Raw genomic sequence first — 25,135 nt, forward strand, 5'->3', positions numbered from 1 at the left:
TATGGCTACAAGTTATCAACCAAATAGTTCTCTAGATTCTACGGCAGAATTTACCGATAATGTTGAAAGTAGAGAGACATTAGGAAAAGTATTTGAAGTAATTTTTTTGTTAGGATTACTGATTGGTTTATTTATCCTAGCATTGCTAATTTTTGATATTTTTAAAGACGGATTAGGTAGATTTTTGTCACCCGGCTTTCTGACCGAAACTCCTTCTCGTTTTGCTGACCAAGGTGGCATTCGTCCTGCAATTATCAGCAGTATTCTATTAGGAACTGTTGTGATTTTGGTAACTGTTCCTATTGGCGTCGGAGCTGCTTTATATCTAGAAGAGTATGCACCTAAAGCTTGGTGGACAGCGATTATTGAGATTAATATCAGTAATCTGGCTGGTGTACCTTCTATCGTTTATGGATTGCTAGGTTTAGGAGTTTTCAATTATCTGCTTGGGTTTGGGCCCGCTTTGATTTCTGGTGCATTGACTTTATCTTTGTTGTCTTTGCCAGTAATTATTGTCACCTCTAGAGAAGCAATTCGCGCCGTCCCAGATTCTCTGAGAAATGCTTCTTATGGATTAGGTGTTACTAAATGGCGAACTATCAGCAGTCATGTCATACCTTATGCTATTCCCGGTATTCTGACAGGGGTGATTATCTCTGTATCTCGTGCAATTGGTGATGCAGCATCTCTAATTGTTGTCGGGGCTGTAGGTTTTCTCACTTTTGACCCTGGTTTGTTCCAGAGATTTATGGCATTACCCATTCAAATTTACAGTTACATCACTCGTCCTGAACCGGGTTTTGCTAATGCAGCAGCAGCGACTATTATTGCGTTGTTGCTCTTGATTTTAGCTTTAAATGGTGTAGCAATTTATATTCGGCAACGCTTCTCAATACGTTAGATAATTAAATATCTAATTTATACATCTACAGATATTTGGAGATACGCAAAATGACTTATAGCAATAGTAGAAGTAAATCAGATAGTGCCACAATCGACCAAGATAATGGCGTTTTCAATGTTGAAGGTGTGAAGGTCTACTATGGGGAGATTCTGGCACTTTTAGATGTCTACATGAAGATTCCTGATAAACAAATTATTGCTTTTATTGGGCCTTCAGGATGTGGTAAAAGTACTTTATTGCGTTGCTTCAACCGGATGAATGATTTAATTCCTGGTGCTAAGGTTGAGGGTAGACTGAATTATCGCGATCGCAATATTTACGATCCTAAGATAAATTCTGTAAAATTACGCCGCCAAGTCGGAATGGTTTTTCAAAGACCGAATCCTTTCCCCAAGTCAATATACGAAAATATTTCCTTTGGGCCCCGTGCTAATGGTTACAAAGGTAACATTGATGAATTGGTGGAAGATTCCCTCAGACGCGCTGCTATCTGGGATGAAGTCAAGGATAAACTCAAAGAGAAGGGGACTGCATTATCTGGCGGACAACAACAACGGCTTTGCATTGCGCGTGCGATCGCCATGAAGCCAGATGTATTATTGATGGATGAACCATGTTCTGCTCTCGACCCAATTTCTAGCCGCCAAGTAGAAGAACTCTGCTTAGAACTCAAGGAGCAATACACCATCATTATGGTGACACACAATATGCAGCAAGCTTCGAGAGTGGCAGATTTCACGGCTTTCTTCAATACAGAAATTGATGAGCATGGGAAACGTCGTGGCAAATTAGTTGAGTTTAATCCTACAGCCCAAATGTTCAGTTCTCCTCAAACTAAAGAAGCTGAGGATTATATCAGTGGACGCTTCGGTTAAAGAGGCATCACAGCATAAGGGAAAGGTAAAAACTAAGTTCAGTTGTGAGCGACTATTATCAAAACCTTTCCCTTTCATCTAAATCTAGTCAACTCAATGTCCCCTTACAAAATACTTCTGTCTACTGGAATTTATATAGCGGTTCTCAGTTGAGTGAGATACAAGAACCCCACCCCCAACCCCCTCCCCGCAAGCGAAGAGGGGGCTATGACGTACCTCATGTGATTAGGAAACGCTATACTACTGTATATAAATAACTTGCAAAGGAGCTATTGTTTGGAAAACCTCCCCGAACTTTTGCAGCCTTCCTATTTTCGCATAAATTCCCACCCGTACAAGCTGAGACTAGCTAATATATATACATCTAACCATAAATAAACGGCATACAATGGAAATTCAAGAATTAAAAGCATTGATTAAAGAAACTATGCGTGAAGTTCTGCAAGAAGAAAGACTTCGCCTTTGCCAAATTCTTATTCCTTACATAAATGATGATGAGCAACGCGAACTTGAAGTCGAATTTGGTATACCTTCAGATGATGCTGAGGATGAACTAATTGATATGACCGATTGGGTAAGATATGGCAATAAAATTTCGCAAAAAAGCGATTAAATTTTTAGAAAAAGCAAATCCCGAAGATGTCGAAAATATTCGGGAGCAAATAAAGCGAATTGTTATTGCTGTCGAAGATCAAGGCATTATCCCGTTTACAGAACTAGATATCAAAAAGATGAAAGGTGATTGGGAGGGATTTTACAGACTACGTATAGGTAAAAACAAAATTATTTTTACAGTCGATATTGATTCCAAAGACATCGAAATTTACGCTGCCGAGAGGAGATGTTTATAATAAATAATTCGTAATTAGTAATTTAATAACTGGGAATTACCAAAGTAATTCTGGAAAATATACTGAGGCTTGATAGTGCTAAATAAAGGTAGTATTTGTGTTTAGTACTTATACTGTGTATTATGTTTAAGCCTCTGTCATTTGCTTTACTTGCAGCTACTATTCTAGTTGCATCAATCAATAATCCCAGTAATACTTTAGCTCGAACTTGTGCCTCTAAGTGTGGGTCGCACCCAATTCAGTTTACACCTGGGCAACACATCCGAGTTGAAGTTATAAATAGCACACCTAACCTGATTAAAATTCAAAAACCCTCCGGGACTGATGCAATATCCTTGAGTCCAGGGCAGAAATTAAATCTAGAACAAATAGACGGTACGGAGCCAAATACATCTCTGATATTTTGGAGTGAAACAGGTTTATCACTACAAGCAATTGTCTCGAAACCTAACTTTGGTACATTGCGGCTTGAACTCCGTCCGACTTTGCGCTCTCCAGGCGATCGCTCGTTATATATTATGGATGATGGTAGGATAAACGTGTTTTAGATAGCAAATAATGTTATTAGTTATGAGTTAAGAAACAACTTTCAATTCAACACTCATAACTAAAAAATCCTAACTTTATACTGTGCTAGACCGACCTGTATCTGAACTCTCAAAACCTCGCAAGCGCTTACCTAATCAGCGCTGGCAGATTTATCTGCAAAAACCAGAATTTGCCCAAAATTTGGCGGTTTTGACAAATATTTCCCCGATTGTCAGCCAGTTATTGATTAATCGGGGTATGGAAACACCAGAACAGGTACAAGCATTTTTAGATCCAGAGTCTTTAGTTTTGCCTTCGCCGTTAGAAGATTTCCCAGATTTAGCGATTAGTTTGGAGCTGTTGCAAAATGCGATCGCTTCTCAAACAAAAATTGCTATCTGTGGTGACTACGATGCTGATGGGATGACCAGCACTGCTCTACTTTTACGTAGTCTCCGCACTTTAGGCGCACAGGTAGATTATGCTATTCCCAGTCGGATGCACGAAGGCTACGGTATTAATAAACGCATAGTAGAAGAATTTCACAGCGAAGGTGTAGGACTAATTCTGACTGTAGATAATGGCATCTCTGCATTTGAACCAGTTGCTAGAGCGAGAGAACTTGGTCTTGCAGTTATTATCACCGATCACCACGATCTCCCCCAAAAATTACCGCCAGCTAACGCTATTCTCAACCCTAAACTAATAGCTGAATCCTCACCTTATCGGGGTGTTGCTGGTGTTGGTGTTGCCTACATTTTGGCAGTATCTCTAGCACAACAGTTAGGGGAGACTAAGGGTTTAATCCAGCCGATGCTAGCACTATTTACACTGGGAACGATCGCAGATTTAGCTCCCTTAACTGGCGTAAATCGCCGCTGGGTGAAACGTGGTTTACAGCATTTACCCAAATCCAACTTACCTGGGGTGCGGGCATTAATTCAGGTAGGTGGCGTACAGGCCAGAGGAGAGGGAGCAGAGGAGAAAATCCCCAATCCAAAATCCAAAATCCAAAATCCAAAATCGTTAAAGCCTGAAGATATCGGCTTTCGCCTGGGGCCGCGAATTAATGCTATTGGTCGGATTGGTAATCCCCAGACTGTCATTGAATTGCTAACTACAGATGATATGGGGGTGGCGCTGGAACTGGCAATGCAGTGTGAACAAACAAATGCCAGTCGTCAGCTAATGTGTGAGCAAATTGAACAAGAAGCGATCGCTTTTGTAGAGACAGAATTTGTGGCGTCTCTACAACTTGACCGTGTATTAGTTGTTGTTCAACCCAATTGGCATCACGGCGTTATTGGGATTGTCGCCTCCCGCTTGGTGGAACGCTATGGCGTTCCCGTGTTTATCGGTACTTATGAGGATGAGGAACACATACGCGGTTCAGCACGAGGAATTCCAGAGTTTCATGTGTTTGAAGCTTTGGAATATTGTCACGATTTATTAGGCAAATTCGGTGGACACAAAGCAGCCGGGGGATTCTCTCTACCAGCAGAGAATTTACAGATGTTGCGATCGCGTTTGATTGAGTTTGCTAACCAGTGTCTTGAACCTCAGCATCTCAAACCTCTGCTGAAAATTGATGCCGAAATCAACCTTAATCACATCAATCAGCAGCTTTATCAACAGCTTAATGCTCTACACCCCTGCGGTATGGACAACCCCGATCCAGTTTTCTGGACACCTAATGTCCAAGTGGTTGAGCAAAAAATTGTTGGTAAGGGTCACATTAAACTGACAATTGCCCAAACTATTGATCATCAGGAGTATAAAATTAAAGCGATCGCCTGGCGTTGGGGCGACTATTTTCACCTACCATCGCGAGTCGATATTGCTTACAAACTGCGAGAAAATTACTTTAACGGTAACACCACCATCGAGCTAGAGTTAATAGGAGTCAGACTGCCAATTCAGCTTCAACAATTTTTTGCTTTGCCACCTATCCAATCAAGCACAACTTTTGAGTACAACCAGCGACATTATACTTGTGGTTTCTATAAAAACGGTATTGAAGCAGAATTAAGAATTAAAAATTCTGAAGGTAAAGTATTAGCCATGCAGCCAGGACATATAATTGGTTTGCTGGGCACTAATCGTCAAAACGCCAAACAAGTTGATATTTCTCAACCACAGTATGACAATATTATCCAAGCTGCTCTTCAGGCGTTATCAGTGTTGAGTGCTGAGTTATGAGTTATGAGTTTTAAATTCCAAAATTTTCTTCTACTCAGCACTCAGCACTCTTATAAGTTGCCGTTGCGAAATGCCAGCACAAAGATTACTGCTGGGCCAGCAATCACAATTAGCGCCACGGACAGCAATTGGAAGATAACTTCCCAATTGATACTGGTAAAAGCGTTAAACAAGTCAGATGCAGCGTCAAACATTTTTCCTTTTCTCCTCTCAATTGTCTTAAAAAAATTCAATAACTTAATTACAAAGCCCGAAATCGATCATATCTGGCTATGGTCTGTTATATTTAATTTACTTAACAAAATTATAACAAAAGATATAAAAACGCAAAATATAGGGATTGGGGGCTGGGTACTGGGAAAATTTTTCTCAATCCCCAATCCCGGATTTCTCACAAGCAATAAAAAATCAATTGACATGACCTGATTTCAAAAATTAGCCCTTATCTATATCTAGCGGTTCCCCGGAGTACTATAGTCTGATATGACTGTAATTGTCCAAACAAGGGAGTACGGATAAATCCTGATGTTCTTTCAGTAGTTAAAATTGCTTCGGTTTGGACAGGACTTTCTCGACTCCCAATAGCTAGGTTGATAATTGGTAAGAGGAAGCTCAGTTTGACTATATTTCCTCCCAGGTCAGGGTTTGGTGGTTTGCTAATAATTACCGTTATTAGTGTACCGATATCAGTAGCTAATGTCTCAATTTGATCACCAGTGAAATGCTCATAAATGTTCTTAGTTCTGTAATCAAGCTGTGGAACTTGATTGAGAATTGAATACTTGATGTGAGTACCTTGAGCCTCAAGCTCAAACTCATTTGGTCGTTGCACAACAATTGCTTGTGCTGGCTTTGGGGATTTGGTCATGAAAAAAGAGACCAATGATGTCGTAGTCAAGCCAGTCACAAAGGTAAGAGCAGTTTTAATAATTTGACGGCGGGGAAAATTGCCAGAAATATCTTCTAAATTAGGTTTCATAATTAACGAATCCCAGAAGCTAATAAATCTTTCTATACAATCATCTCAATAAATTTGCTGTTTTTAGTAACAAAATATTAAATCTTGGTTAACACTGACCTATCTTTTAATAGTCAGGAGCAATTGCAACATTCAAAAACTCATCTTTCTATTCTTTTACCATAAAATATTACTAATTTGGAGATGTCTAATCCCCAGTCCCCACTCCCTAATCCAAAATGTCAACTTGGCAATGTGTAAAGCAATGTGGAGCCTGCTGTAATCTTGATCCAGCAGAGCGTCCAGATTTGGAAGAGTATCTCTCTCCACCAGAACTAGAACTCTACCTCAGCATGGTAGGTGAAGGGGGATGGTGCGTTAATTTCGACCATACCACGCGAGAATGTCGCATCTACGCCAATCGTCCTCGCTTCTGTCGTGTGGAATCAGAAGTGTTTCAAGACATGTATGGGGTTCAACCAGAAGAAGTTAACGATTTTGCCATTGACTGCTGTCACCAGCAAATAGAGGGAGTATATGGCGATCGCAGTCTGGAAATACTACGCTTCAATCAAGCTGTAGGGCTGTGACACTCCCACTGCTGGTTTTAGTCTGTGGGTTGCAATTTATTACAACAATCTGAGAATATGATAGAAATATGAAAGCAACCCAGCAACCAAAACTACTGCCTGTGAAACTTGACTCTGCACCTTTGGAGATTTCTGGCATATCTCAGTCTGAGATCGAGCTAGAACTGAAAGACAGCAATGATTTTAACTTAACTCCTGCGATCGCTCCGTCAGTTCAGCCTGTAATTGCCGATACTCCTGAAAAGCAGCAATCAGCGCTAGTAGTTTTTGCTACAACGTTTGTAACTATTTTTCTAGCAGAAATTGGAGATAAAACTCAGCTATCCACTCTGTTAATGAGTGCAGAATCTCATTCGCCGTGGGTAGTATTTATCGGATCTGCGGCGGCGCTAATAACCACCAGCTTATTAGGTGTACTTTTAGGTAGCTGGATAGCCAGCCGACTCAGCCCGAAAACTGTAGAAAAATCAGCAGGTGTGATGTTGTTGGTGATTTCCCTAATGCTGTTTTGGGATGTATTTCAAGGTTAGTTAGAAGTTAGGAGTTAGTAGTTATTCTCCCTCATCTCCCCCTTAATTATATGGATTGGCATCTTTTAGGACTGAGCTTTATTACAGTTTTTTTATCAGAATTGGGTGACAAAAGTCAGCTAGCAGCGATCGCACTTTCAGGGCGTTGTAATTCTCCACGTGCAGTATTTTTTGGTGCAGCAGGTGCATTGCTGTTGACAAGCCTGTTGGGATCATTAGCAGGGGGTGCAGTAGCCGAATTATTACCTACACGCGTGTTAAAAGCGATCGCAGCTGTCGGATTTGCCATCCTTGCTGCACGCCTGCTGTTATTTAACAATGAACCATCGGCAGATTCGGAACAAACACCTTAGAGGTTGTTTGAAAAGTGGTCGGCTGTGATATCAGGCACTTAAGTAGTAAGACAAAATTAATTACACAAATTTTGAGCTGAAACCCTTATCCAGTCTTAAACCTCATGTGTAAATATTTCTGTCCGGGTACTTATCGATCCCCCCTAGCCCACGCCAGTCGCTCTACTTGGGGAGACCCCATCGCGCAGCGTCTCGTAGAGAAGACCGCGCTGGCTCCCCTTAAAAAGGGGGGAAACGGAATCAAAGTCCCCCAATTTATCGGGGGATTTAGGGGGATCTAAGAGTATTTGATACATCACTAAGGACTTTTCAAACATCCTCCTATTCATACTGAATTCTGACTCCTGAGTTCTGAATTCTTGCTTATAAAGGTTCCCAACCAGTTCCTTTGTAGCCGTATTGAAAAATTTCTGGATGCAAAATTTCTGCTAAAATTTCTAGAGAATCTACCAGTCGTGGCCCTGGACGATTGAAGTAAGAATTGCCATCAGTGATGTAGACCCTACCAGCTTGGGTAGCGTGTAGTTTTTCCCATTCTGGACGTTTAGTTAACAAATTAGCTTCTTGGCGAGTGCGATTTAAATCAAAGCCACAAAGCATAAAAACAATTACATCTGGATTCGTTGTTAACAGTGTTTCCCACGGCAAGGTAGGAGAAGGCTGACCTGTAGTGCAAAATAGAGACTGTCCTCCTGCTAAGGTAACTAATTCAGGAATCCAATTCGCAGCAACCATCAAAGGATCAGTCCACTCGATACAAGCGACAGTAGGCAGTTCGTTTAAAGAAAGTCCTTGGTTTCTTTGCTGACAAATTTTGACGCGAGCTTCTAAATTTTCTAAGATTTTTACCGAGTCTACGCCAAAGGTGTTGCCAACTCGCTGAATGTCAGCCCAAATATCCTGGAGACTATTGGGTTGTAAAGAGATAATCTGGGGCTTGCTGTCAATGAGTGTGGCAACTGCCTTTTCCACTTCCTGTAAGCTGACAGCACAAACATCGCACTGGTCTTGAGTAAGAATGTGAGTAGGCTGCAATTGCTCTAAAACATCTGTTTTGATTTCATAAATACTAAGAGCAGATTGCAATAAATTGTTCACCTCATGGTTAATCTGGCCGCTGGTGGCATCACTGTTTAAACGTGCTTGGGTACAAATGGGGCGACTGTGGATTTCTGGAGGGTAATCGCATTCGTGCGATCGCCCCACAATAGCATTAACCAATCCTAATGTCGCTAAAATCTCTGTTCCACTGGGAATTAAAGAAACAATTCTCACATCATTATTTGTCATCGCTCCACCTCCGCAAAAGCTGCCATTAGCTTAATTTTGGCAGAATTTGAGTCATTAGGTATCTTTCTCTAGGAGAATCAAGGGTATTTTGGTAGTCAGCACTAAGCAAGAAATTTAACTGGGGATTAGGGATTAAAGATTAAGAATTAAGAATTAAAGATTAAGGATTAAGAAAAATTTTTTCCAGTCACCAGTCGCCAGACATCAATTCAAAATATTATACTAATTAACAGTATCTTTACTTAATAGTGGAATTACTTGATAGTAGAATTCTTTTAAATGTTAATTATACCCTGGCAAAAATCACTGGTATGAAGTAACAGAAGTGATGAGCAAAATCTAGCTTAGAACTCATTAGCCAAAATTATAAAATTTAATTAGAAAAATTATACTTTCCGGTTATGAAAAGCCATACCAAGTAATTGTAGTTATACAAAGACAGTTCTATTTTTTCCGTAGAACTGCAAGTCCAAATTATTTCTTCTTGAGGGCAACTAATGCAGGTGGTGTCGGCTAGAGATATTACAGAGCACAACCAGGCCCAAGAGGCTTTAAAAATCAGAGAAAATAGTCGGCGAAAACAAAGCCAGACGCTAGTGCAACTGGCAAGAAGCAAGACATTTCAGCAAGGTAATCTCAAAGCGGTGTTGAGGGAAATCACAGAAACTGCTGCTCAGACGCTGTTAGTAGAGCGAGTTGGGGTATGGTTATACGATCAAGAACATTCAAAAATCGAATGCATCGATTTATATAATGTAAGCACTAAGGAGCATACCTTTGGTAACTCCCTTTTAAAAACAAATTATCCAGCTTATTTCCAAGCTTTAGAAGAGGATCGTAGTATTGCTGCGGATGATGCCATAAACGATATAAGAACCCAAGAATTATCTGAGTCTTATCTTTCAGTATTAGGCATCACATCCCTACTGATTGCACCAATTTGGCTAGAGGGTCATTTGCTAGGCGTAGTGTGTCACGAACACATAGGCGAAGGCCGCCAATGGACTTTAGAAGAAGAGACTTTTGTTGGTTCGATTGCAGATTTCGTGACGCTGGCTATAGAAGCGAACGAGCGAAACCTCGTACAGGAAGTACAGCCACACAGTGAGGCGCAATTCCGGGCGATTTTTGAGCGTTCTTCTATCGGCATCGGACTTATAGATATGAAAGCGCAGATAGTCGATACTAATCTGGCACTGTGCGAGATTTTAGGATACAGCCGAGAAGAACTATACGGCAAGCACTTTACAGATTATATTTCCACAGAAAGGGGGGATTTAAAACTTTACAAACAACTGATATCAGGAATTAGCATAGACTTAAAAAAAACTTCCAGAGACGGATTCCAACCCTCCATACATCAGGAACAGCTTGTTGCAAGCGATCGCATTGAGATGGAAAGACGCTGCCTGCATCAAAATGGTAGCTTAGTTTGGACTCATATCTCAGTTTCTGTTATACCAGGCAGCAATGGTGAACCTGAGTTTTTTCTAGCGATGATTGAGGATATTACTGAACGCAAGCAAACAGAATTGAAACTACGTGCCTCTCAAGAAGCAGCAGAAGCCGCCAGTCGGGCAAAAAGTGAATTTTTAGCAACCATGAGCCATGAGTTACGGACGCCTCTGAATGTGATTATGGGTTTGTCGCAATTGCTGCAACAAGAAATAGTTGGCTCTCTCAATGAAAAGCAGAACGAATATGTAAGTTGTATATATAGTAGTGGTGAACATCTGCTGGCACTGATTAACGATATCCTTGACTTATCTAAGGTAGAAGCAGACAAAGAGGAACTGTTACTGTCACCTTTGTCAGTGTCAGATTTATGTAATTATGCCATCTGGACAGTGCGCGATCGCGCCTTAGAAAAGGGATTGCAATTCACACATAAAATTGATCTAGAAGCGGATATTTGTATTGGTGATGAGCGGCGCATCAAGCAAATGCTACTCAACTTGCTCACCAATGCCATTAAATTCACCCCAGCCGGTCAGGTATCGCTGGTAGTCAAAAAAGTACCGCAAGGGATAACGTTTACAGTTTCAGATACTGGCATTGGTATAGACTCAAGTCAGTTTCAATTTCTATTTGAACCGTTTAAACAGCTTGACAGTAGGTTAAATCGGCAGTATGAAGGCACTGGTTTGGGTTTAGCCTTGACACGCAAATTAGCGCGTTTACATGGTGGAGATGTTACCGTGACATCAACTTTAGGAGAGGGTAGTCAGTTCACTCTGTTTCTACCAAATCCAGTGCATTCGGGAGATGAGGCAGATGAGGGAGCAAATTTTACCTTCCCCACAAATAAAACTATTTTGCTTGTAGAAGAAGAGGAAAACACTGCCACAGTCTTGCAAGATTATCTACACACAATTGGCTACCAAGTCAAGTGGATAGATAATGGTAACGACTTTTTGAAACAGGTGCAAAACTTCCAACCAGATTTAGTTTTTTTTGATTTCCAGTTAGTAAGGGATGTTCGCATCTGGGATTTGCTGAATATCCTGAGACAAGAGCCTGATTGGGAAAATTTACCGATTGTAATGATGACCTTTAGCGAACCTTTAGAGGAGGAAATTAACATGCTGCCAGGTAGTGCTAATGACTACCTTCTCAAGCCGATTCGGATAGTTCAGCTAGAGTCAATCCTGATGCGATATTTGAGTTAATTGGTCATAAAAATACATTTTTTTATGACCAATTAGTGCAAAAATATATAGTATATTTTTGCTTTAACTGCGAAAAACTTTTCTCATTTTCACATGGGCAATACTGGCTTCTTCAAATATTTCTCCTTCTTCGACAAAATCCAACTTTTTGTATAAATCTTTTACATATTCTTGAGCATGAATAACTACTTCTGGAATATTTTTGTTAGCTATTAGCTGTAGAGCATTTTCCATAATTTTCTTACCAATACCCTGCCCTCTAGCTATAGACAAAACAGCAAGCCTTTCGATTTTGGCAGTTTTGTCATCCAAATATCTAATTCTAGCAGTACCCACAACTGTCACATTTAAATAAGCAATTAGATGATCGGATACTTCATCTTTGCCATCAAATTCTAAAGCGGGATCAACCCCTTGTTCTTCTTGAAAAACTGATTTTCTAATTGCTTTAATTGCCGAAAAATCTTCAGGTAATTCAGCAACTTTTATAACTAAATTACTCATGAAACTCTCTCTGAGGTTACTACCTATTGTAGTTTAACGTGAGTTTGATGAACCTCTTCCTGCCTTGAACTAAAGTTCAAGTCTGTCCCTCTCCGATTCGGAGAGGGATGTTTTACGTAGTAAAATCAGGGAGAGGTGTTTTGATTGGGCTAATTAGACGGAGACTATCTGAGCCGTGGAATTCACGTTAGTTTAATCTGCCCCTTCAATTGGTGCAAAACCTTGACGCTGAATATTTTCTGTCACCGCGCGTGGTTCCAAAAATTGCAGTAAGTAATCAGGGCCGCCTGCTTTAGAACCTACTCCAGAAAGTTTGAATCCACCGAAGGGTTGCCGTCCAACGATCGCTCCGGTAATATTACGATTGATGTACAAATTCCCGACTTCAAACTCTACCTGCGCCTGTTGAATGTGCGAAGGCGTTCTAGAATAAAGTCCGCCAGTCAAGGCGTAGTTTGTCCCGTTGGCAACTGCTAGCGCTTCCTGGAAATCTTTCACCCGAATTACCGCCAGCACAGGGCCAAAAATTTCTTCTTGGGAAATTACTGCATTTGGCGATACTTCACTAAAGATGACTGGGCCGATAAAATATCCTTGTTCGGGTGCTGGTAATTCCAACGCCACTTCTGCTTCTGCCTTACCCTTCTCAATATACTCGCGGATGCGATCGCGGGCATTAGCATCAATTACCGGCCCAACTTGTGTACTCGCTAACTCTGCTTCCCCAATGTTCAAGGATTTTGTCGCTTCCACCAATCGTTGCACAAAGGCATCATAAATCGGTTGCAGCACAATCACCCTGGAGGCAGCAGAACATTTTTGGCCGCTATACCCAAATGCCGACTGCACTACCCCCACAACAGCTTGGTCTAAATCAGCACTTTCATCGACGATAATGGCATTTTTGCCACCCATTTCCGCAATCACCCTTTTCATGTGCTTCTGTCCGGGTTTCAGCGTTGCCGCTTCTGCGTAAATTCTACAGCCAACTTCTTGGGAACCCGTAAAAGCAATTACATGAGTATCTGGATGATTTACCAAATAAGCGCCGACTTGGGAACCCTTGCCAGGTACGTATTGAAATACACCTTTGGGAAAACCAGCATCTACCAAGATTTCTGTGAGTTTGGCTGCAATCACCGAAGATGTTTCCGCAGGTTTGAGGAGAGTACAATTGCCGGAAACCAAAGCGGCAACAGTCATTCCACAAGCGATCGCTAGCGGGAAATTCCAGGGAGAAATTACTACAGCAATACCCCGTGGCTGGTAGATATAATGATTAGTTTCACCCGGTATGTCGTAATTGACACCTTTATCTAACCGTTCTATCTCGTCAGCATAGTACCGACAAAAGTCTATCGCTTCCGAAACCTCTCCATCAGCTTCCTTAACTGGTTTCCCAACTTCCAAAACTATCCAAACTGAAAGTTCAGCGCGGCGTTCTTCCATCAAATCACCCGCTTTCCGCAAGATATCAGCGCGTTGTTTAGCTGGCGTTTTCTTCCAGCCAGGGAACGCCGCTTTAGCAGCTTGCATCGCTTCTTCCGCTTGTTCAACGCTAATCAACCCAACTTTCCCAACTACTTGACTAAAATTAGAAGGATTGAGAGAATCAACAAATTCCGGCGGATTAACATATTCGCCATTAATTAGCGGTAAATAAGTTTTTCCCAACTGTTGACGAACGTTTTGGAAGGCTTGCGTCGCCTTCGTTCTCACCTCTTCCTGGGCATAATCGGTATCAGCAGCACCGAGGAAATGAGAGTTAGGAGTTAAAGAGTTTTTCTCCTCTTTGACAATTGGCGGTGCTAATAATTCCTCAATTGGTCGATTTTCGAGATTTTGCCGTAAAAAAGAACTATTAGCTGTATTTTCCAACAACCGCCGAATTAAATACGCCATCCCAGGTAATAATTCACCGTAGGGACAGTAAACTCTCACCCGATAACCTCTGTCAACTAACGCCTTGGCAACTTTATCACCCATACCGTAGAGGACTTGTAATTCAAAGCGACGGCGAGGGACATTTAAACTTTCAGCTATGGCGATGGCGCGAGAGTGCGATCGCACATTATGGCTACCAATGGCAGAATAGACATATTGATGATTTTCTAACAACAACTGAGTGATGGTTTCAAAGTTAGCATCAGTTGCGGCTTTGTCGTTGTAAACTGGCTGTTTCCAATGCTTTTGGGCTGCTTTGATCGTTTCCTGATCCCAATATGCACCTTTCACCAGGCGAATTGTCAGGGGATAACCGCGCTGTTTCAACCAAGAAATTAGGTCTTCGGTATCTTGCTCGCTATCACGCAGATATGCTTGAATTGTCATGCCAATATCTGTGCGTTGCCGAAACTCTTCTTCTAGTAACAGTTTTTTCAGGATGCTGAGAGTTATATCCTTATAGGCATACTGTTCCATATCAAAATGCACAGCTGCGCCTAATTCTTTAGCACGACGTAAGAGAATACGAATGCGATCGCTAACTCGCTCCTCACTACCTTTAGCATCTAATGGATCGAATTGGGAATAAAACGCTGTTAACTTGACAGAAACCTGAACTTTTGGGATTTTTTCGCCATCAGCCTCATCAATAGCCGGGATAGCTGTCCAATTCTTCGATGCTTCCACCAATTGTTGGATTAATTCTAGATAGCGTTCTAGATAAGACTGCGCTTCGGCTTCGGTAATTACGGCTTCACCAAGTAAGTCGATCGTGAAAGCCATTTTTTCTTTTCGCAGTCGTTCAACTGTTTTGATGACTTGTTTAATATTTTCCCCAGAAATATATTTATGGGCAAGAGTCTCAACCGCTGTCCCAACGGTTGTAGCAGCAACTTGTCCGGGCACAGAGTCGGGGTTAGCAAAGTTGAGCATTCCCTTCAAAGCTGCCGGTAATTCTACAGATTCATCGCCGAGATATTCTTGTAAATGTGAGGCAATTTCTGATTTACTGTGCAAAGCAGGTAGCGTATCTATAAAGCGAAATAGTTGCACCCGCAACCCAGGATTACTCATCGCCCAAGCTAGTAATTTATCATCCCAGCGCATTTGATCCCGCAGGGAAGAAAAAAACGAACGATTTTCCTGCGTTGCTACTAGAAGTTGTTTAGCAATTTCTTGGGTTTTAGCTTCGTAGGTGCTTGTTTGTACTTGTAATACCACTGATAATAAACTCCGTTAATCAAGCCAAGGCTTTTTGTACAAAGCCTGTGTCTTCTATTTTGACGCTTTCATTTAGCTGTCACCATATTTAGTGGGGAGTAAAGAAGGGAATAGGTTACAGGTTACAGGGTACAGATTATTCCCTATAACCTCTCACCTGTCTTTTCTCCCCTAATCCCAATGCCCAATTCAATAACAAATGTTATCCTTTTGTTGATCTATTTGTAACTTGATTGACAGATGTTGCAACACAAAAGATTAGCTCAGTCATACTAAGAGTGTGAATACTACGTTTATGCCTACAGAAAACCTCACGCATATCTTATTTTCTAACTGGCAACACACACTCCAACCCTTTGGCGTTGACCATGTAGCGGCTGAAAAAGCCTTTGATACCTTGGTTGCAGCTTACTCTACCCCTGGTCGCTATTACCATACACTGAAACACATTGATCACATCCTCAGCACAATTCAGATTTTGCAAGGGTACACCAACAACCTAGCTGCCGTTCAACTAGCCGCCTGGTTTCACGATGTAGTGTATGACACTCAAGCTCAAGATAATGAAAAACGAAGCGCAGACTATGCTGTTGAATTGCTGAGTAATTTGGGTATTCCAGAAAGTACCATAACTACTGTCACCCGTCTGATTCTGAACACTAAAGACCACCAAGCTGCGGTGGATGACTATGATAGCCAAGTTTTACTTGATGCAGATTTAGCGATTTTGGCTACTAACTCAGTTGATTATAAAGAATACGCCCATACCATTCATCAGGAATATGGCAGGGTGGCAGAGGCAGACTATATCACAGGTCGTCAGCAGGTTTTAGAACGATTTTTACAGCGATCGCGTATTTATTTTACGCCTTTAATGTCAGAGTTCGCCGAACCATCTGCCCGTGGCAATATCCAGAGAGAAATTCAGTCTTTATTGTCTGGTTAGTTTTACAGTGATTCTCTTAGGGACTTCCAAGAAATAAATTATCCAAAGAAGCGTAGACACATACTCCTACGGAGACGCAGAGAACACAGAGAGAAGAGAAATAGAGAGGATTTTTACGTCAGTTTTGGGATATTTTTTTATTTGTCAGTCTCTTAGGATGCAACACGCGTTAGGGGCGCACAGCTTGCACCCCTAAAATAGACTTGTATTCTATGCATGGAATCGGCTAGTAACTTTTAATTGCTCAACTATAACGCCGTAAGTCCCTGACTGTATTCGGTACTTCACCGTCTGCCACCACCACGATGAGGCACTTCAGGCACTTCAGTCTCTTGTAGCTTTCTTTTAGGTGCAAACATTTCTTGATGTTGTTGCTGCTGAATTTTTTGCTGGGCAAACTTTACGCGGGTGCGAACTCCCGCATCGGCATCTGTATCAAGCATTTGCTGAAGTTGATTTGTAATCCTCGACGCTTGATCGGGTAAAGTGACTGCTATTGCAATGGCTAGTGTTTCTAAACTCGTCACTGCTGCATAGCGCACTATCCACTCTGGATCTTGAGAAATTAGTAATAGCGCCTCTAATACCTGAGTCTGAACAGATTCCACTTTCTCAGGCGGTATTTGATGCCAGCGCAAAGTGCCTAATCCCCTGGCAGCAGCCCGCCGCACACTTAAGGAAAAATCGGTTTTTGCTGCCTCAAACAAGGTATCCAGCGCCCGGACATCGCCAATTCCCGCTAAGGCACGAATAGCCCAGGCTCTAGCACTGTAGTTGTAGTCATCAATTAGTTCCAATAGTGACGGTACTGCGGCTTCCCCGATCGCAATTAGTCCATCTACTGCCGCCACCGCCGCCCCTGGATTGTTGTACCCCAAAGCTGCAATCAGAGTGGGAACAGATTCCTCTATACCAGCTGCCGCTAACTCCTGAACTGCGTCTAATAAGCGATCCGAGGAGTCTGCTTCTTCCACAGCACGGATTAATATTTGGGCAAGCTCACTGTTATTCATAATAATTTTTCATCAGTCATTAGGGATCAGCCAATTGTAGCTTAAGTTATCCGTAGTTGACATCACACATAAACCCCCTAGCCCTGACTTTAACCTTGGGTTGGGGGTTTATCTGTGGTAAACATTTGGTTTAAAGGTATTAATGACAACTCATTATCTAGAACTTAGGACTACAACAGCGAATCCATCAAATTCATAACTTTAATCGCACCTGCTGACAAAGTGCTTGTTGCTGTATGGTTAACTTGATATTCTAGTAATCCTTTCAGAGAAATTAGCTTCAGGCTATTTTCGGCAAGAGTCTCGGCGATCGCATCTGCTGCGGATAGATATCCAATCGCTCCCAAATCTGCTAACACTGCTCGACGCAATTGCAATTTATCGCCCGCCAGAGCTTGCACCAACCGTTCTCCATAAACTGGTTCTTGGGTTAATTGATACATAGCTCGTGCGGCAGCATATTGCACCAATTCGATGGGATGCTCTAAGAATGGCTTTACCAAAGGGGTGAACTCAGTCGCCCTCAAAGTTCCCAAGGCTTCTAAAATGGCGTCGTAGGGATGAGAGAAATCAGGCTGCTTTGATATCAGCTGTTCTCCCTGCAAACCTACTGCTAATAGCTTGATCAGCACGGGAATACAAACCGGATCGCCCAGCATTTCTAAGGATTGTGCCGCCGCTTCCCGGACATAAAAATCTGAGCAGTCTAAACACTTAATTAAAGGTGAGACTGCCTGGCGATCGCCTAGTTTTCCTAAGGCCCTAGCTGCGTTCCGTCGCAGAGGATATCCGCCTTCTGGTGTTCTGTCGGCTTCATCCTCTAACGCTTTAATCAATCCTGTAACCGCAGCTGCTTCACATATCCGAAACCTACCCAACCACCAGGCAGCATAAAATCGCAGACCTAAATCTGCACTCTCAAGATTAGCGATCGCTTGCTCTACTGTTAAAGATTCACCATCGCCAGAGTTACCTATCGGTGATAAATCTTCAAATTTATGCGGACTGGAATTCATTTTGAAGAAGGAGGATCGCTTTGTTCGCTATTTTTTTGAGGTTCAGCGTTCAATGGTTGAATGCTGACTATTTTGCCACCCAAGCGAGTAATCCGCTGCATTTCCTGATTCATCCGGTTCTCAGGTACTGTGAAAAACACAGTGGCACTAGAACGAATCGGATAATTGGTTTTTTCAGTTTCTTCACTTTGGCGCAGACCCACTACTTCATACCGAAAGTAGCGACTACTCGTTCTACTACTAATTGATCCAACCATAAAATTAATTCCCAATTTTAAATTGTCATTAGTCCTTTGTCCTTAATAATGACTATTGACTAATGACTATTGACTATTGACAAATGAGACTAAAGTGGTTTCACACTGGCTATTTTACCACCTTGTTTTACCACTCTTTGGAAGTAACTAGATAGTTCTTCATAAGGTATAATCACCGCTTGATTGACACGGCGTGTGCTAGGATAACCGGCTCCAAAAACACCTGCCACTTCAATGCGGTAAAGTCTGCCTTCTTTACCAAAAGTTCCGGCACCACCGAAAGTACTGTTGGGGGTAACGCCTTTTTCAGAAGGAACGTATGAAAACCCAGAGGGGCCACCGGAGGGAGGAACAACGATGGATGCACTATTGCGACCTAGTTCGGCGGCTAGGCGAGAGGATTTGCCTTTGAGTTGGGAAGTATCGCTACTGGCATAGCCGCGATAAAGTTGGAATATCCGGCTAAATCCGACAGTTTTCTGTCCTGTTTGGGTATTAAAGCCGCGATAGTAAGGCACAATATTTTCACCAAAGCTAGATTGATACTCTGGTGAATCAATATAAGAATCAATGTCGGCTTCATATCCCTTGTTTTGGTACAAGTCCAAGTGGTAAACCACTTCCGACTCATCATAAGGGGCACGACCCAACAAATGTTTATAGTTCAGTTCGATGACGCGAGTTTGGAAGTTGTCGTAGAAAAACTTAGATTTGTACAGTTCTGATTTAGCTACTTGACGCACAAACTCTTGCACTGTAATTTTTCCATCGCGCAGGATAGATTCAGCACTGATGAGGCGGTCAGATGTCAATATGTAGTTGTTGCCCAAAACCTGACGATAGACGGCAGCAATTATTCTCTCAATGTCTTCTTTCGTTGCATTAGGACGAAATTCCACAGGAGACTGATCGCTAAAAGGTTCTGTTCCCAAACGGGAAGCTGCTGTTGTAATAGCCATTGGTCATTTTCCCTTTGTAATTAATAATTGGGGACTGGGGATTAGGGATCGGGGATTGGGTACTGGCTATTGGGTATTGGTTATCCCCTTTGTCCTCCTTGTCCCCAATTCTTAGTCCCCAGTCCCCAGTCCCCAGTCCCCAGTCCCTATTTATACGGCTGTAATGCTAATAACCTTACTGCCTTTGCGATTCAACTGCTGCAATTTACTAGAAAGTTGCTCGTAGGGTACGATCAATTCCGCAGTACCGCGCCTTACTACAGTTGAGTTGGGGGAAGCTGCTTGTAGCACTCTGATGCGGTATGTTTCGCCGCGACCACCTGTAGAGAGGCCTGTTAAGGCTCCGGCGGAGACTGGGTAAATGGGTGAAGCTAGATTCTTCGCCACTTCCCAGGTTAGCCGTCCTTGTTTTTGTCCTTGAGCGCGATCGCTATTGGCATAACCCCGATACAGTTGGAACAGTCGGCTATAGCCAACGTTTTTCTGTCCTACTTGACTTTTAAAGCCTCGATAGGAGGGCACAATATTTTCGCCAAAACTCTCTTGATATTCTAATGAGTCAATGTAGGAATTAATCTCAGCTTCGTAACCTTGTGAGTTGTAAAGCTCAACATGGTACGAAATCTCTGACTCATCTTCCGGGGCACGCCCCAATAAATGCTTATAATTCAACTCGATAAACCGAGTTTGGGAGTTGGAGTAGAAAAACTTATCTCGATAGAGTTCCGATTGAGCAATCGCTAGCACAAATCCCCGAACGGAGATTGCACCTTGCTGCAACAGTGATTCTGCACTCTCTAGACGGTCTCCTTCCAGTAGATATGCATTACCCAAAACCTGACGGTAAGCCGCCCGGATAACCACTGCCACATCTGCTTCTGTTCTATCAGGACGTAGTTCTACTGGTGCTGAATTTTCAAACGCTCCAATCCCTAACCTTGCTGCTTGTCCCAAAGCTGCCATCTTTAACCTCCTCAGTTTTAACTGCAAAACTGAAAACTTTTTAGAAAATTTTTTTCTAGTCTTTTAACAGTCTTTTGAAATTCACACTCACCGTACTTAAAGGCGCGGTGATTTTTAAGACATCGCTGCCTTAATATCCTGTTTCCACAGGTTCCCAGGCTCACTCTACGGGTTCGGCGTTCTCTGCCAGACGCTACGCGAACGCGGAGCGTCTCGTAGAAGGGAGAAGATTGCGCTCGCTGCCTCACCACATTTACCACGAGGGCGTAGTGATATCTCCTTACGTTGTTTCGGGCGTATACTTTCCCCCAGTCTGAGGGTAGGTTTTTAAATCTTGTACTGATAAAAATATTGTGCCAATTGACAGTAGCTTAAAGGAGGCACTGGGTTGCGAACTTTCCCCCAAGTTGTAGCAAGTGCCCTGCTATGTCGGCAGTTTTCATTCCTGGTCTAAGGCAAAAAATACAGAACTACGTTCCTCTTTCTCCAGGTTTTTTAGCTAGCTTTTCTGATAAAACTGCCCGGAGAGGTAAACAACTCATAGAACTTACTTGTCATAAGAGCTGATTTCCTCTCCGGGCTAAAGAAAAACTCTAGCTTAGAGTATTGATTACGTAGTCGATGTAGGAATTTGCTTCAACAGCTGGATCGCCGCTTAGACCGTGGTTAGCTTTGATGTACTTGAGAGCTTCAATGTACCAGCTAGGAGACAGATCAAAAGTCCGGTTGATTTCAGCCAAGCCAGAAATCAAGAAATCATCCAAGGGGCCTGTGCCACCAACAACTAAAGCATAAGTGATAATCCGCAAGTAGTAGCCGACATCACGTGCACACTTGCCTTTACCGCGTGCATCAGACGCGAAGTTGGGCCCTTGTTGTTGAGTGGTGTAAGGAAACTTGTTATACACTGCTTGAGCTGCACCTTCGGTCAAGCGTTGAGCATTGGCACTCAAAGCTTTAGCTGCTTGTAAGCTAGCTGGCGCTTGGCGGAAGCGACCAAAAGCAACTTGAATCTCGGTGCTGCTGAGATAGCGTCCTTGAGAATCAGCCGATGCGATTGCTTCAGTTAGAGGTGTTTTTGTCATTTTGGTATTTTCCTTTTACAAACGTTATGGTTGAAATTTTGTTTTGTCCTATGGACAATTATTTAGTCAACATCAGCAATGCAAGCTTTGCTTAAGCTACAGCAGCAGCAGCACGATCAAAATAGCCAGCTATTTCAGATGCCAAAGCACTGCAATCACCTCTGGTGATGTTGTTTGTATCGTTGACAATAGCCAAAGAAGCTTGTTTTAGCTTCTGAATACCAACAGCAACTGATGCTCCTGGAGTTCCCAATGCTAAATAGGTTTCCCGCAAACCATTGAGGGCACGGTCATCTAGTACGCTAGAATCGCCAGCAAAGATCGCATAAGTGATGTAGCGAAGAATGATGTCCAAGTCTCTGATACAAGCAGCTGCACGACGGCTAGTATAAGCATTACCACCGGGAGTAACCAATTGAGGTTGTTCTGCCCACAAATCACGAGCCGCAGCAGCAACAAGAGCTGACGCATTGCTGGTAATACGGTTAACAGCATCTGCACGCTTGTTACCATCTTTGACTAGTTCGCTCAATGCATCTAATTGTGCATCGGAGAGATATTCGCCGCGTGTGTCAGCTTGGGAAACTACTTTTGCAAATGCATCTAAAACCATTGCGTTAAATCTCCTAATTTGCTTGGTTAAGAATAATTTGGACTCAAAACTGAATGGTTCAGTTTCTTTTTGATGTCAGCACTGCCTGACGAATTACGAAAGGTTTAAAACAGACACCCAAGGAATAAGTTTACGATCTCCAGGCTTTCAGATTAAAACTTTTGTTAGAAAACTTCAAACTTCTGTGAACGACTGGAAAACCTGATTAAGATGTTGTTTTTTACTTCCAAGTTCTCTTTATACAATGCTGCCGCATCATTATTTATTACAAATTATTGTTATGTTTGTTAATTTCAGTTACATAACTTCACATGTCTCGGTCTGTTATATGAGAAGTTAGTACAGTAAGGCGGAAATAACTATTTAACTGAAAAAGCTGATGAAATAAGCAGTATTTCTTTTGCTGGCACTAAGTATCTACGCTGATATGGGGATATTCGAGTATTCAACAAGCTAACCGAAGCTTACTGATTTCTCTTCACCCCAAAATCAAATTTATTTCTGGGAAATTACTTACTTCAAGAATGCGACGCCGAATAGCCCGCCGCAGGCATCGCACCCGGAATTTGTGTAGTATTGGCTACTTAACGCGCCACACCTTTGCGACTAGCATCGAATCCTGTGACAATCTCTTTGAGTGCTGTTCGCGTGGGAGTAATTGGTAATACGTGTGACAGTTACTCTCACTTAGCAAACTCATACTTATGTCTCATGTAAAATTACTCGAATTTATTTTGGAGAAAGGCAATAACGCGCTTGAATGCTTGGGGATCTTGGTAAAGAAAGCGATGACCGCCCTTAAAGAATTCTAAATATGCACCTGGTATCTGTTTGTGTATCGCCTCAAGATTGGCAGGAGGAGATATACCATCGTGAAGACCGCCGCAGATATAGACAGGAACATGCAGTTGAGAAAGTCGATTATATGTATCGTGAGCAGCACGAGCCTCAAGCTGGCGAAGACGCCCAACTTCACGACTTGGTTCGTCTGCACCCTCTTGAGAAGCTGCTAGTGTCAGCTTTACTAGTTCCTGAAATTGTGTAGTTCGGCTAGAGAGCCAAGCTTCCTCTTTCCAACGGGTATCAGCAATTGTGATTTGCCGATGAGCTATTTCTTGACTAGGGAGGTTCACGAGTTCATGTAGTGGATATGACGACCCACCAGCGCCGCCACTGCTAGTACAGGCCAAAACAAGACGTTTAACGCGGTGCGGATAGCGCAGTGCCAACTCTTGGGCTACCATACCCCCAAAGGAAATTCCGATGACATGAGCGCTCTCCCACCCGACTGCATTTAACAAAGAGTCCGCATCGGCGGCGTAATCTGCTATGGTGTAGGGAATATCAGGTTTTGAGGTTTGACCCAGACCGCGCTGATCGTAGGCTAGGATTTCAAAGTGTGGGGTTAGCGGTGAGTCAAAAATAGTCGGCGATCGCTGCAAGTCTCCTCCAGTACCACTAATACTCAGCAGGCGTTGACCAGTGCCACGAATCTCATAATACATTTGCAAATCACGAACCGATACAAATGGCATGAGTATTTTTCCTGATGAATTTCGTAAAAGTTGGGTGAGGGAGCGATCGCATTATCTCTAAATAAGCATCCTTTTTTGACTCTTGTCGTATGTTGTTGGACACATTCCAGTGGAATCAGAATCCTTAAAAGGTGCGACGCCGAATAGCCCGTCGCTGGCATCGCACCCTTTAATATCTAGCATTTACTACTTATTAGTTCCGACCAAACACACTACCAAGGGCACGCGCCATATTTTGCGGTTGCATTGCATCCATTGCGGCGGTGGGTTCGTAACCGCAGTGAACCATACAATCGGCACACTTGGGATTACCACTCTTCTGGCCGTATTGACTCCAGTCAGTTTGTGCCAGTAATTCCTTAAAGGTAGAGTAATAACCTTCGTTCAGCAGATAGCAAGGTTTTTGCCAACCGAGAACGCTATAACTAGGGCTACCCCAAGGCGTACATTCGTAATCCTTCTCACCAGTGAGAAAATCTAGAAACAGCGGATTGTGATTAAAGTTCCAGTTTTTTTCACCACTTTTGTATGGAGCCAGAATTTCTCGGAAGAGGGCGCGGGTTTGTTCGCGGTGGAGAAAATGATCTTGATCTGGTGCCCACTCGTAACTGTAGCCGGGAGAAATCATCATCCCGTCAGTATTTAGTGTTTCCAGAAAGTTGAAGAACTCTTGCATATCTTGGGGTTTAGTGCCCTCAAAGATAGTGGTGTTAGTCGTCACACGAAAACCTTTAGCTTTAGCGGCGAGAATGGCTTTGACAGCAATATCAAAAACACCTTTGCGATCGACACAGTGATCGTGCAACTCCCGCATTCCATCTAAATGCACACTAAAAGTCAGGTAGGGGGAAGGTTGAAACTTATCCAGACTCTTTTCTAACAACAAACCATTAGTACACAAGTAAATATATTTCTTGCGCTCAATTAATCCCTGGACAATCTGATCAATCTGGGGATGCAGCAAAGGTTCTCCCCCAGGAATTGAAACAACCGGTGCGCCGCACTCTTCCACAGCCGCAAAACACTGTTCTGGGGTGAGATTTTGCTTTAAAATTTCCTTGGGATGTTGGATTTTACCACAACCAGTACAAGCGAGATTACACCGAAAAAGAGGTTCCAACATCAATACTAATGGGAAGCGTTTACGTCCTTTCAAACGCTGAGTAACAAGATACTTCCCAATATCCATAGCTTGTTGTAGATTAACTGCCATTGTTGCGATCGCTCCTCTTTTAGATATAAATACACCACTGGAAAACATAAAACCTTCCTAGGGGCGCAAGACCTTGCGTCCCTACTGTCTATTGCATCCACACGTAAATCGCTATATTT

At 42.6% G+C, this 25,135-nt stretch carries 24 protein-coding genes and 1 pseudogene; 11 read left to right on the forward strand and 14 right to left on the reverse strand.

The window, feature by feature from the left end; genetic code table 11:
- Position 1: 1 nt before the first annotated feature.
- The 6 genes from pstA (at position 2) to V7K62_RS02160 (ending at position 5,357) form a co-directional block, all read left to right on the forward strand.
- A complete protein-coding gene (gene pstA / locus V7K62_RS02135) occupies positions 2-901 on the forward strand; it encodes a phosphate ABC transporter permease PstA (RefSeq protein ID WP_334861192.1) in 900 nt (299 codons plus the stop codon).
- A gap of 50 nt (positions 902-951) precedes the next feature.
- Entirely contained in the window at positions 952-1,779 is an 828-nt protein-coding gene (gene pstB, locus V7K62_RS02140; protein WP_334861194.1) for a phosphate ABC transporter ATP-binding protein PstB, read from the forward strand.
- Between the two features lie 388 nt (positions 1,780-2,167).
- Positions 2,168-2,392, forward strand: a complete 225-nt coding sequence (locus tag V7K62_RS02145; RefSeq protein WP_334861196.1) for a hypothetical protein — start codon at positions 2,168-2,170, stop codon at positions 2,390-2,392.
- Positions 2,361-2,630: a type II toxin-antitoxin system RelE family toxin gene (locus V7K62_RS02150; protein WP_334861198.1), complete on the forward strand. Its 270-nt coding sequence runs from the start codon at positions 2,361-2,363 to the stop codon at positions 2,628-2,630. The genes V7K62_RS02145 and V7K62_RS02150 overlap by 32 nt, the downstream gene beginning before the upstream one ends.
- Positions 2,631-2,752: 122 nt before the next feature.
- Entirely contained in the window at positions 2,753-3,178 is a 426-nt protein-coding gene (locus V7K62_RS02155; protein ID WP_334861200.1) for a hypothetical protein, read from the forward strand.
- 82 nt (positions 3,179-3,260) lie between these two features.
- Positions 3,261-5,357 carry a single-stranded-DNA-specific exonuclease RecJ gene (locus V7K62_RS02160; protein ID WP_334861202.1) on the forward strand — a complete coding sequence of 699 codons (2,097 nt, stop codon included), beginning with the start codon at positions 3,261-3,263 and terminating at the stop codon, positions 5,355-5,357.
- Between the two features lie 50 nt (positions 5,358-5,407).
- Here V7K62_RS02160 and psb30 read toward each other — a convergent pair whose 3' ends face one another.
- Positions 5,408-5,551 (reverse strand): photosystem II reaction center protein Ycf12/Psb30, encoded by a 144-nt coding sequence (psb30, locus tag V7K62_RS02165; RefSeq protein ID WP_334861204.1) that lies wholly within the window; start codon positions 5,549-5,551, stop codon positions 5,408-5,410.
- Positions 5,552-5,799: 248 nt separating this feature from the next.
- Positions 5,800-6,336 (reverse strand): hypothetical protein, encoded by a 537-nt coding sequence (locus V7K62_RS02170; protein ID WP_334861206.1) that lies wholly within the window; start codon positions 6,334-6,336, stop codon positions 5,800-5,802.
- Positions 6,337-6,554: 218 nt separating this feature from the next.
- Here V7K62_RS02170 and V7K62_RS02175 point away from each other — a divergent pair, with 218 nt between their 5' ends.
- From V7K62_RS02175 to V7K62_RS02185, 3 genes are all read left to right on the forward strand, one after another.
- Positions 6,555-6,905, forward strand: coding sequence for a YkgJ family cysteine cluster protein (locus V7K62_RS02175; RefSeq protein WP_334861208.1), 351 nt, complete (start codon positions 6,555-6,557; stop codon positions 6,903-6,905).
- A gap of 101 nt (positions 6,906-7,006) precedes the next feature.
- Positions 7,007-7,435, forward strand: a complete 429-nt coding sequence (locus tag V7K62_RS02180; protein WP_334861472.1) for a TMEM165/GDT1 family protein — start codon at positions 7,007-7,009, stop codon at positions 7,433-7,435.
- A gap of 50 nt (positions 7,436-7,485) precedes the next feature.
- A complete protein-coding gene (locus tag V7K62_RS02185; RefSeq protein ID WP_181928888.1) occupies positions 7,486-7,788 on the forward strand; it encodes a TMEM165/GDT1 family protein in 303 nt (100 codons plus the stop codon).
- A 363-nt stretch (positions 7,789-8,151) separates the two neighbouring features.
- Here the strand turns inward: V7K62_RS02185 and V7K62_RS02190 are convergent, their stop codons facing one another.
- Positions 8,152-9,078 carry a cobalamin-binding protein gene (locus V7K62_RS02190; RefSeq protein ID WP_334861210.1) on the reverse strand — a complete coding sequence of 309 codons (927 nt, stop codon included), beginning with the start codon at positions 9,076-9,078 and terminating at the stop codon, positions 8,152-8,154.
- A 497-nt stretch (positions 9,079-9,575) separates the two neighbouring features.
- On the opposite strand from V7K62_RS02190, the gene V7K62_RS02195 reads away from it, so the two are divergent.
- Positions 9,576-11,747 (forward strand): hybrid sensor histidine kinase/response regulator, encoded by a 2,172-nt coding sequence (locus V7K62_RS02195; RefSeq protein WP_334861212.1) that lies wholly within the window; start codon positions 9,576-9,578, stop codon positions 11,745-11,747.
- A gap of 63 nt (positions 11,748-11,810) precedes the next feature.
- On the opposite strand, the gene V7K62_RS02200 is transcribed toward V7K62_RS02195, so the two are convergent.
- Together V7K62_RS02200 and pruA are read right to left on the reverse strand one after the other, a co-directional pair.
- The gene (locus V7K62_RS02200; protein WP_334861214.1) at positions 11,811-12,251 is read right to left on the reverse strand and encodes a GNAT family N-acetyltransferase; all 441 of its coding nucleotides are present in this window, start codon (positions 12,249-12,251) and stop codon (positions 11,811-11,813) included.
- Positions 12,252-12,443: 192 nt separating this feature from the next.
- Entirely contained in the window at positions 12,444-15,416 is a 2,973-nt protein-coding gene (pruA, locus tag V7K62_RS02205; protein WP_334861216.1) for an L-glutamate gamma-semialdehyde dehydrogenase, read from the reverse strand.
- A 295-nt stretch (positions 15,417-15,711) separates the two neighbouring features.
- Between pruA and V7K62_RS02210 the strand changes: the two genes are divergently transcribed.
- On the forward strand, positions 15,712-16,362 hold the full coding sequence (locus tag V7K62_RS02210; RefSeq protein ID WP_334861218.1) for an HD domain-containing protein: 651 nt from the start codon (positions 15,712-15,714) through the stop codon (positions 16,360-16,362).
- A 284-nt stretch (positions 16,363-16,646) separates the two neighbouring features.
- Here V7K62_RS02210 and V7K62_RS02215 read toward each other — a convergent pair whose 3' ends face one another.
- The 9 genes and pseudogenes from V7K62_RS02215 to hpnH all read right to left on the reverse strand — a co-directional run bounded on the left by V7K62_RS02215 (position 16,647) and on the right by hpnH (position 25,016).
- A complete protein-coding gene (locus tag V7K62_RS02215; protein WP_334861220.1) occupies positions 16,647-17,375 on the reverse strand; it encodes a HEAT repeat domain-containing protein in 729 nt (242 codons plus the stop codon).
- A gap of 170 nt (positions 17,376-17,545) precedes the next feature.
- Positions 17,546-18,391 (reverse strand): HEAT repeat domain-containing protein, encoded by an 846-nt coding sequence (locus V7K62_RS02220; protein ID WP_334861222.1) that lies wholly within the window; start codon positions 18,389-18,391, stop codon positions 17,546-17,548.
- 29 nt (positions 18,392-18,420) lie between these two features.
- Positions 18,421-18,648 (reverse strand): annotated as a pseudogene (locus V7K62_RS02225) (phycobilisome linker polypeptide); the annotation flags it as partial.
- 89 nt (positions 18,649-18,737) lie between these two features.
- Positions 18,738-19,607 carry a phycobilisome linker polypeptide gene (locus V7K62_RS02230; protein ID WP_334861224.1) on the reverse strand — a complete coding sequence of 290 codons (870 nt, stop codon included), beginning with the start codon at positions 19,605-19,607 and terminating at the stop codon, positions 18,738-18,740.
- Between the two features lie 150 nt (positions 19,608-19,757).
- The gene (locus V7K62_RS02235; RefSeq protein WP_334861226.1) at positions 19,758-20,570 is read right to left on the reverse strand and encodes a phycobilisome linker polypeptide; all 813 of its coding nucleotides are present in this window, start codon (positions 20,568-20,570) and stop codon (positions 19,758-19,760) included.
- Between the two features lie 593 nt (positions 20,571-21,163).
- Positions 21,164-21,655, reverse strand: coding sequence for a phycocyanin subunit alpha (cpcA, locus tag V7K62_RS02240; protein WP_334861228.1), 492 nt, complete (start codon positions 21,653-21,655; stop codon positions 21,164-21,166).
- A gap of 91 nt (positions 21,656-21,746) precedes the next feature.
- Positions 21,747-22,268, reverse strand: coding sequence for a phycocyanin subunit beta (locus V7K62_RS02245; RefSeq protein WP_334861230.1), 522 nt, complete (start codon positions 22,266-22,268; stop codon positions 21,747-21,749).
- 719 nt (positions 22,269-22,987) lie between these two features.
- Entirely contained in the window at positions 22,988-23,803 is an 816-nt protein-coding gene (locus V7K62_RS02250; protein ID WP_334861232.1) for an alpha/beta fold hydrolase, read from the reverse strand.
- A gap of 193 nt (positions 23,804-23,996) precedes the next feature.
- On the reverse strand, positions 23,997-25,016 hold the full coding sequence (gene hpnH / locus V7K62_RS02255) for an adenosyl-hopene transferase HpnH (RefSeq protein ID WP_334861474.1): 1,020 nt from the start codon (positions 25,014-25,016) through the stop codon (positions 23,997-23,999).
- Between the last annotated feature and the right edge of the window lie 119 nt (positions 25,017-25,135).

The sequence above is a fragment of the Nostoc sp. genome, assembly GCF_036917935.1.
In the GTDB taxonomy this organism is placed as follows: domain Bacteria; phylum Cyanobacteriota; class Cyanobacteriia; order Cyanobacteriales; family Nostocaceae; genus Nostoc.

Excerpts from the sequence above, each read along its gene's own strand:
- V7K62_RS02170 (WP_334861206.1), bottom strand. The coding sequence starts at position 6,336 with ATGAAACCTAATTTAGAAGATATTTCTGGCAATTTTCCCCGCCGTCAA.
- pstB (WP_334861194.1), top strand. The coding sequence starts at position 952 with ATGACTTATAGCAATAGTAGAAGTAAATCAGATAGTGCCACAATCGAC.
- V7K62_RS02210 (WP_334861218.1), top strand. The coding sequence starts at position 15,712 with ATGCCTACAGAAAACCTCACGCATATCTTATTTTCTAACTGGCAACAC.
- pstA (WP_334861192.1), top strand. The coding sequence starts at position 2 with ATGGCTACAAGTTATCAACCAAATAGTTCTCTAGATTCTACGGCAGAA.
- V7K62_RS02215 (WP_334861220.1), bottom strand. The coding sequence starts at position 17,375 with ATGAATAACAGTGAGCTTGCCCAAATATTAATCCGTGCTGTGGAAGAA.
- V7K62_RS02250 (WP_334861232.1), bottom strand. The coding sequence starts at position 23,803 with ATGCCATTTGTATCGGTTCGTGATTTGCAAATGTATTATGAGATTCGT.
- hpnH (WP_334861474.1), bottom strand. The coding sequence starts at position 25,016 with ATGGCAGTTAATCTACAACAAGCTATGGATATTGGGAAGTATCTTGTT.
- V7K62_RS02185 (WP_181928888.1), top strand. The coding sequence starts at position 7,486 with ATGGATTGGCATCTTTTAGGACTGAGCTTTATTACAGTTTTTTTATCA.
- cpcA (WP_334861228.1), bottom strand. The coding sequence starts at position 21,655 with ATGACAAAAACACCTCTAACTGAAGCAATCGCATCGGCTGATTCTCAA.
- V7K62_RS02245 (WP_334861230.1), bottom strand. The coding sequence starts at position 22,268 with ATGGTTTTAGATGCATTTGCAAAAGTAGTTTCCCAAGCTGACACACGC.
- V7K62_RS02155 (WP_334861200.1), top strand. The coding sequence starts at position 2,753 with ATGTTTAAGCCTCTGTCATTTGCTTTACTTGCAGCTACTATTCTAGTT.
- V7K62_RS02235 (WP_334861226.1), bottom strand. The coding sequence starts at position 20,570 with ATGGCAGCTTTGGGACAAGCAGCAAGGTTAGGGATTGGAGCGTTTGAA.
- V7K62_RS02200 (WP_334861214.1), bottom strand. The coding sequence starts at position 12,251 with ATGAGTAATTTAGTTATAAAAGTTGCTGAATTACCTGAAGATTTTTCG.
- V7K62_RS02145 (WP_334861196.1), top strand. The coding sequence starts at position 2,168 with ATGGAAATTCAAGAATTAAAAGCATTGATTAAAGAAACTATGCGTGAA.
- V7K62_RS02190 (WP_334861210.1), bottom strand. The coding sequence starts at position 9,078 with ATGACAAATAATGATGTGAGAATTGTTTCTTTAATTCCCAGTGGAACA.
- psb30 (WP_334861204.1), bottom strand. The coding sequence starts at position 5,551 with ATGTTTGACGCTGCATCTGACTTGTTTAACGCTTTTACCAGTATCAAT.
- V7K62_RS02220 (WP_334861222.1), bottom strand. The coding sequence starts at position 18,391 with ATGAATTCCAGTCCGCATAAATTTGAAGATTTATCACCGATAGGTAAC.
- V7K62_RS02230 (WP_334861224.1), bottom strand. The coding sequence starts at position 19,607 with ATGGCTATTACAACAGCAGCTTCCCGTTTGGGAACAGAACCTTTTAGC.
- V7K62_RS02175 (WP_334861208.1), top strand. The coding sequence starts at position 6,555 with ATGTCAACTTGGCAATGTGTAAAGCAATGTGGAGCCTGCTGTAATCTT.
- V7K62_RS02195 (WP_334861212.1), top strand. The coding sequence starts at position 9,576 with ATGCAGGTGGTGTCGGCTAGAGATATTACAGAGCACAACCAGGCCCAA.
- V7K62_RS02150 (WP_334861198.1), top strand. The coding sequence starts at position 2,361 with ATGGCAATAAAATTTCGCAAAAAAGCGATTAAATTTTTAGAAAAAGCA.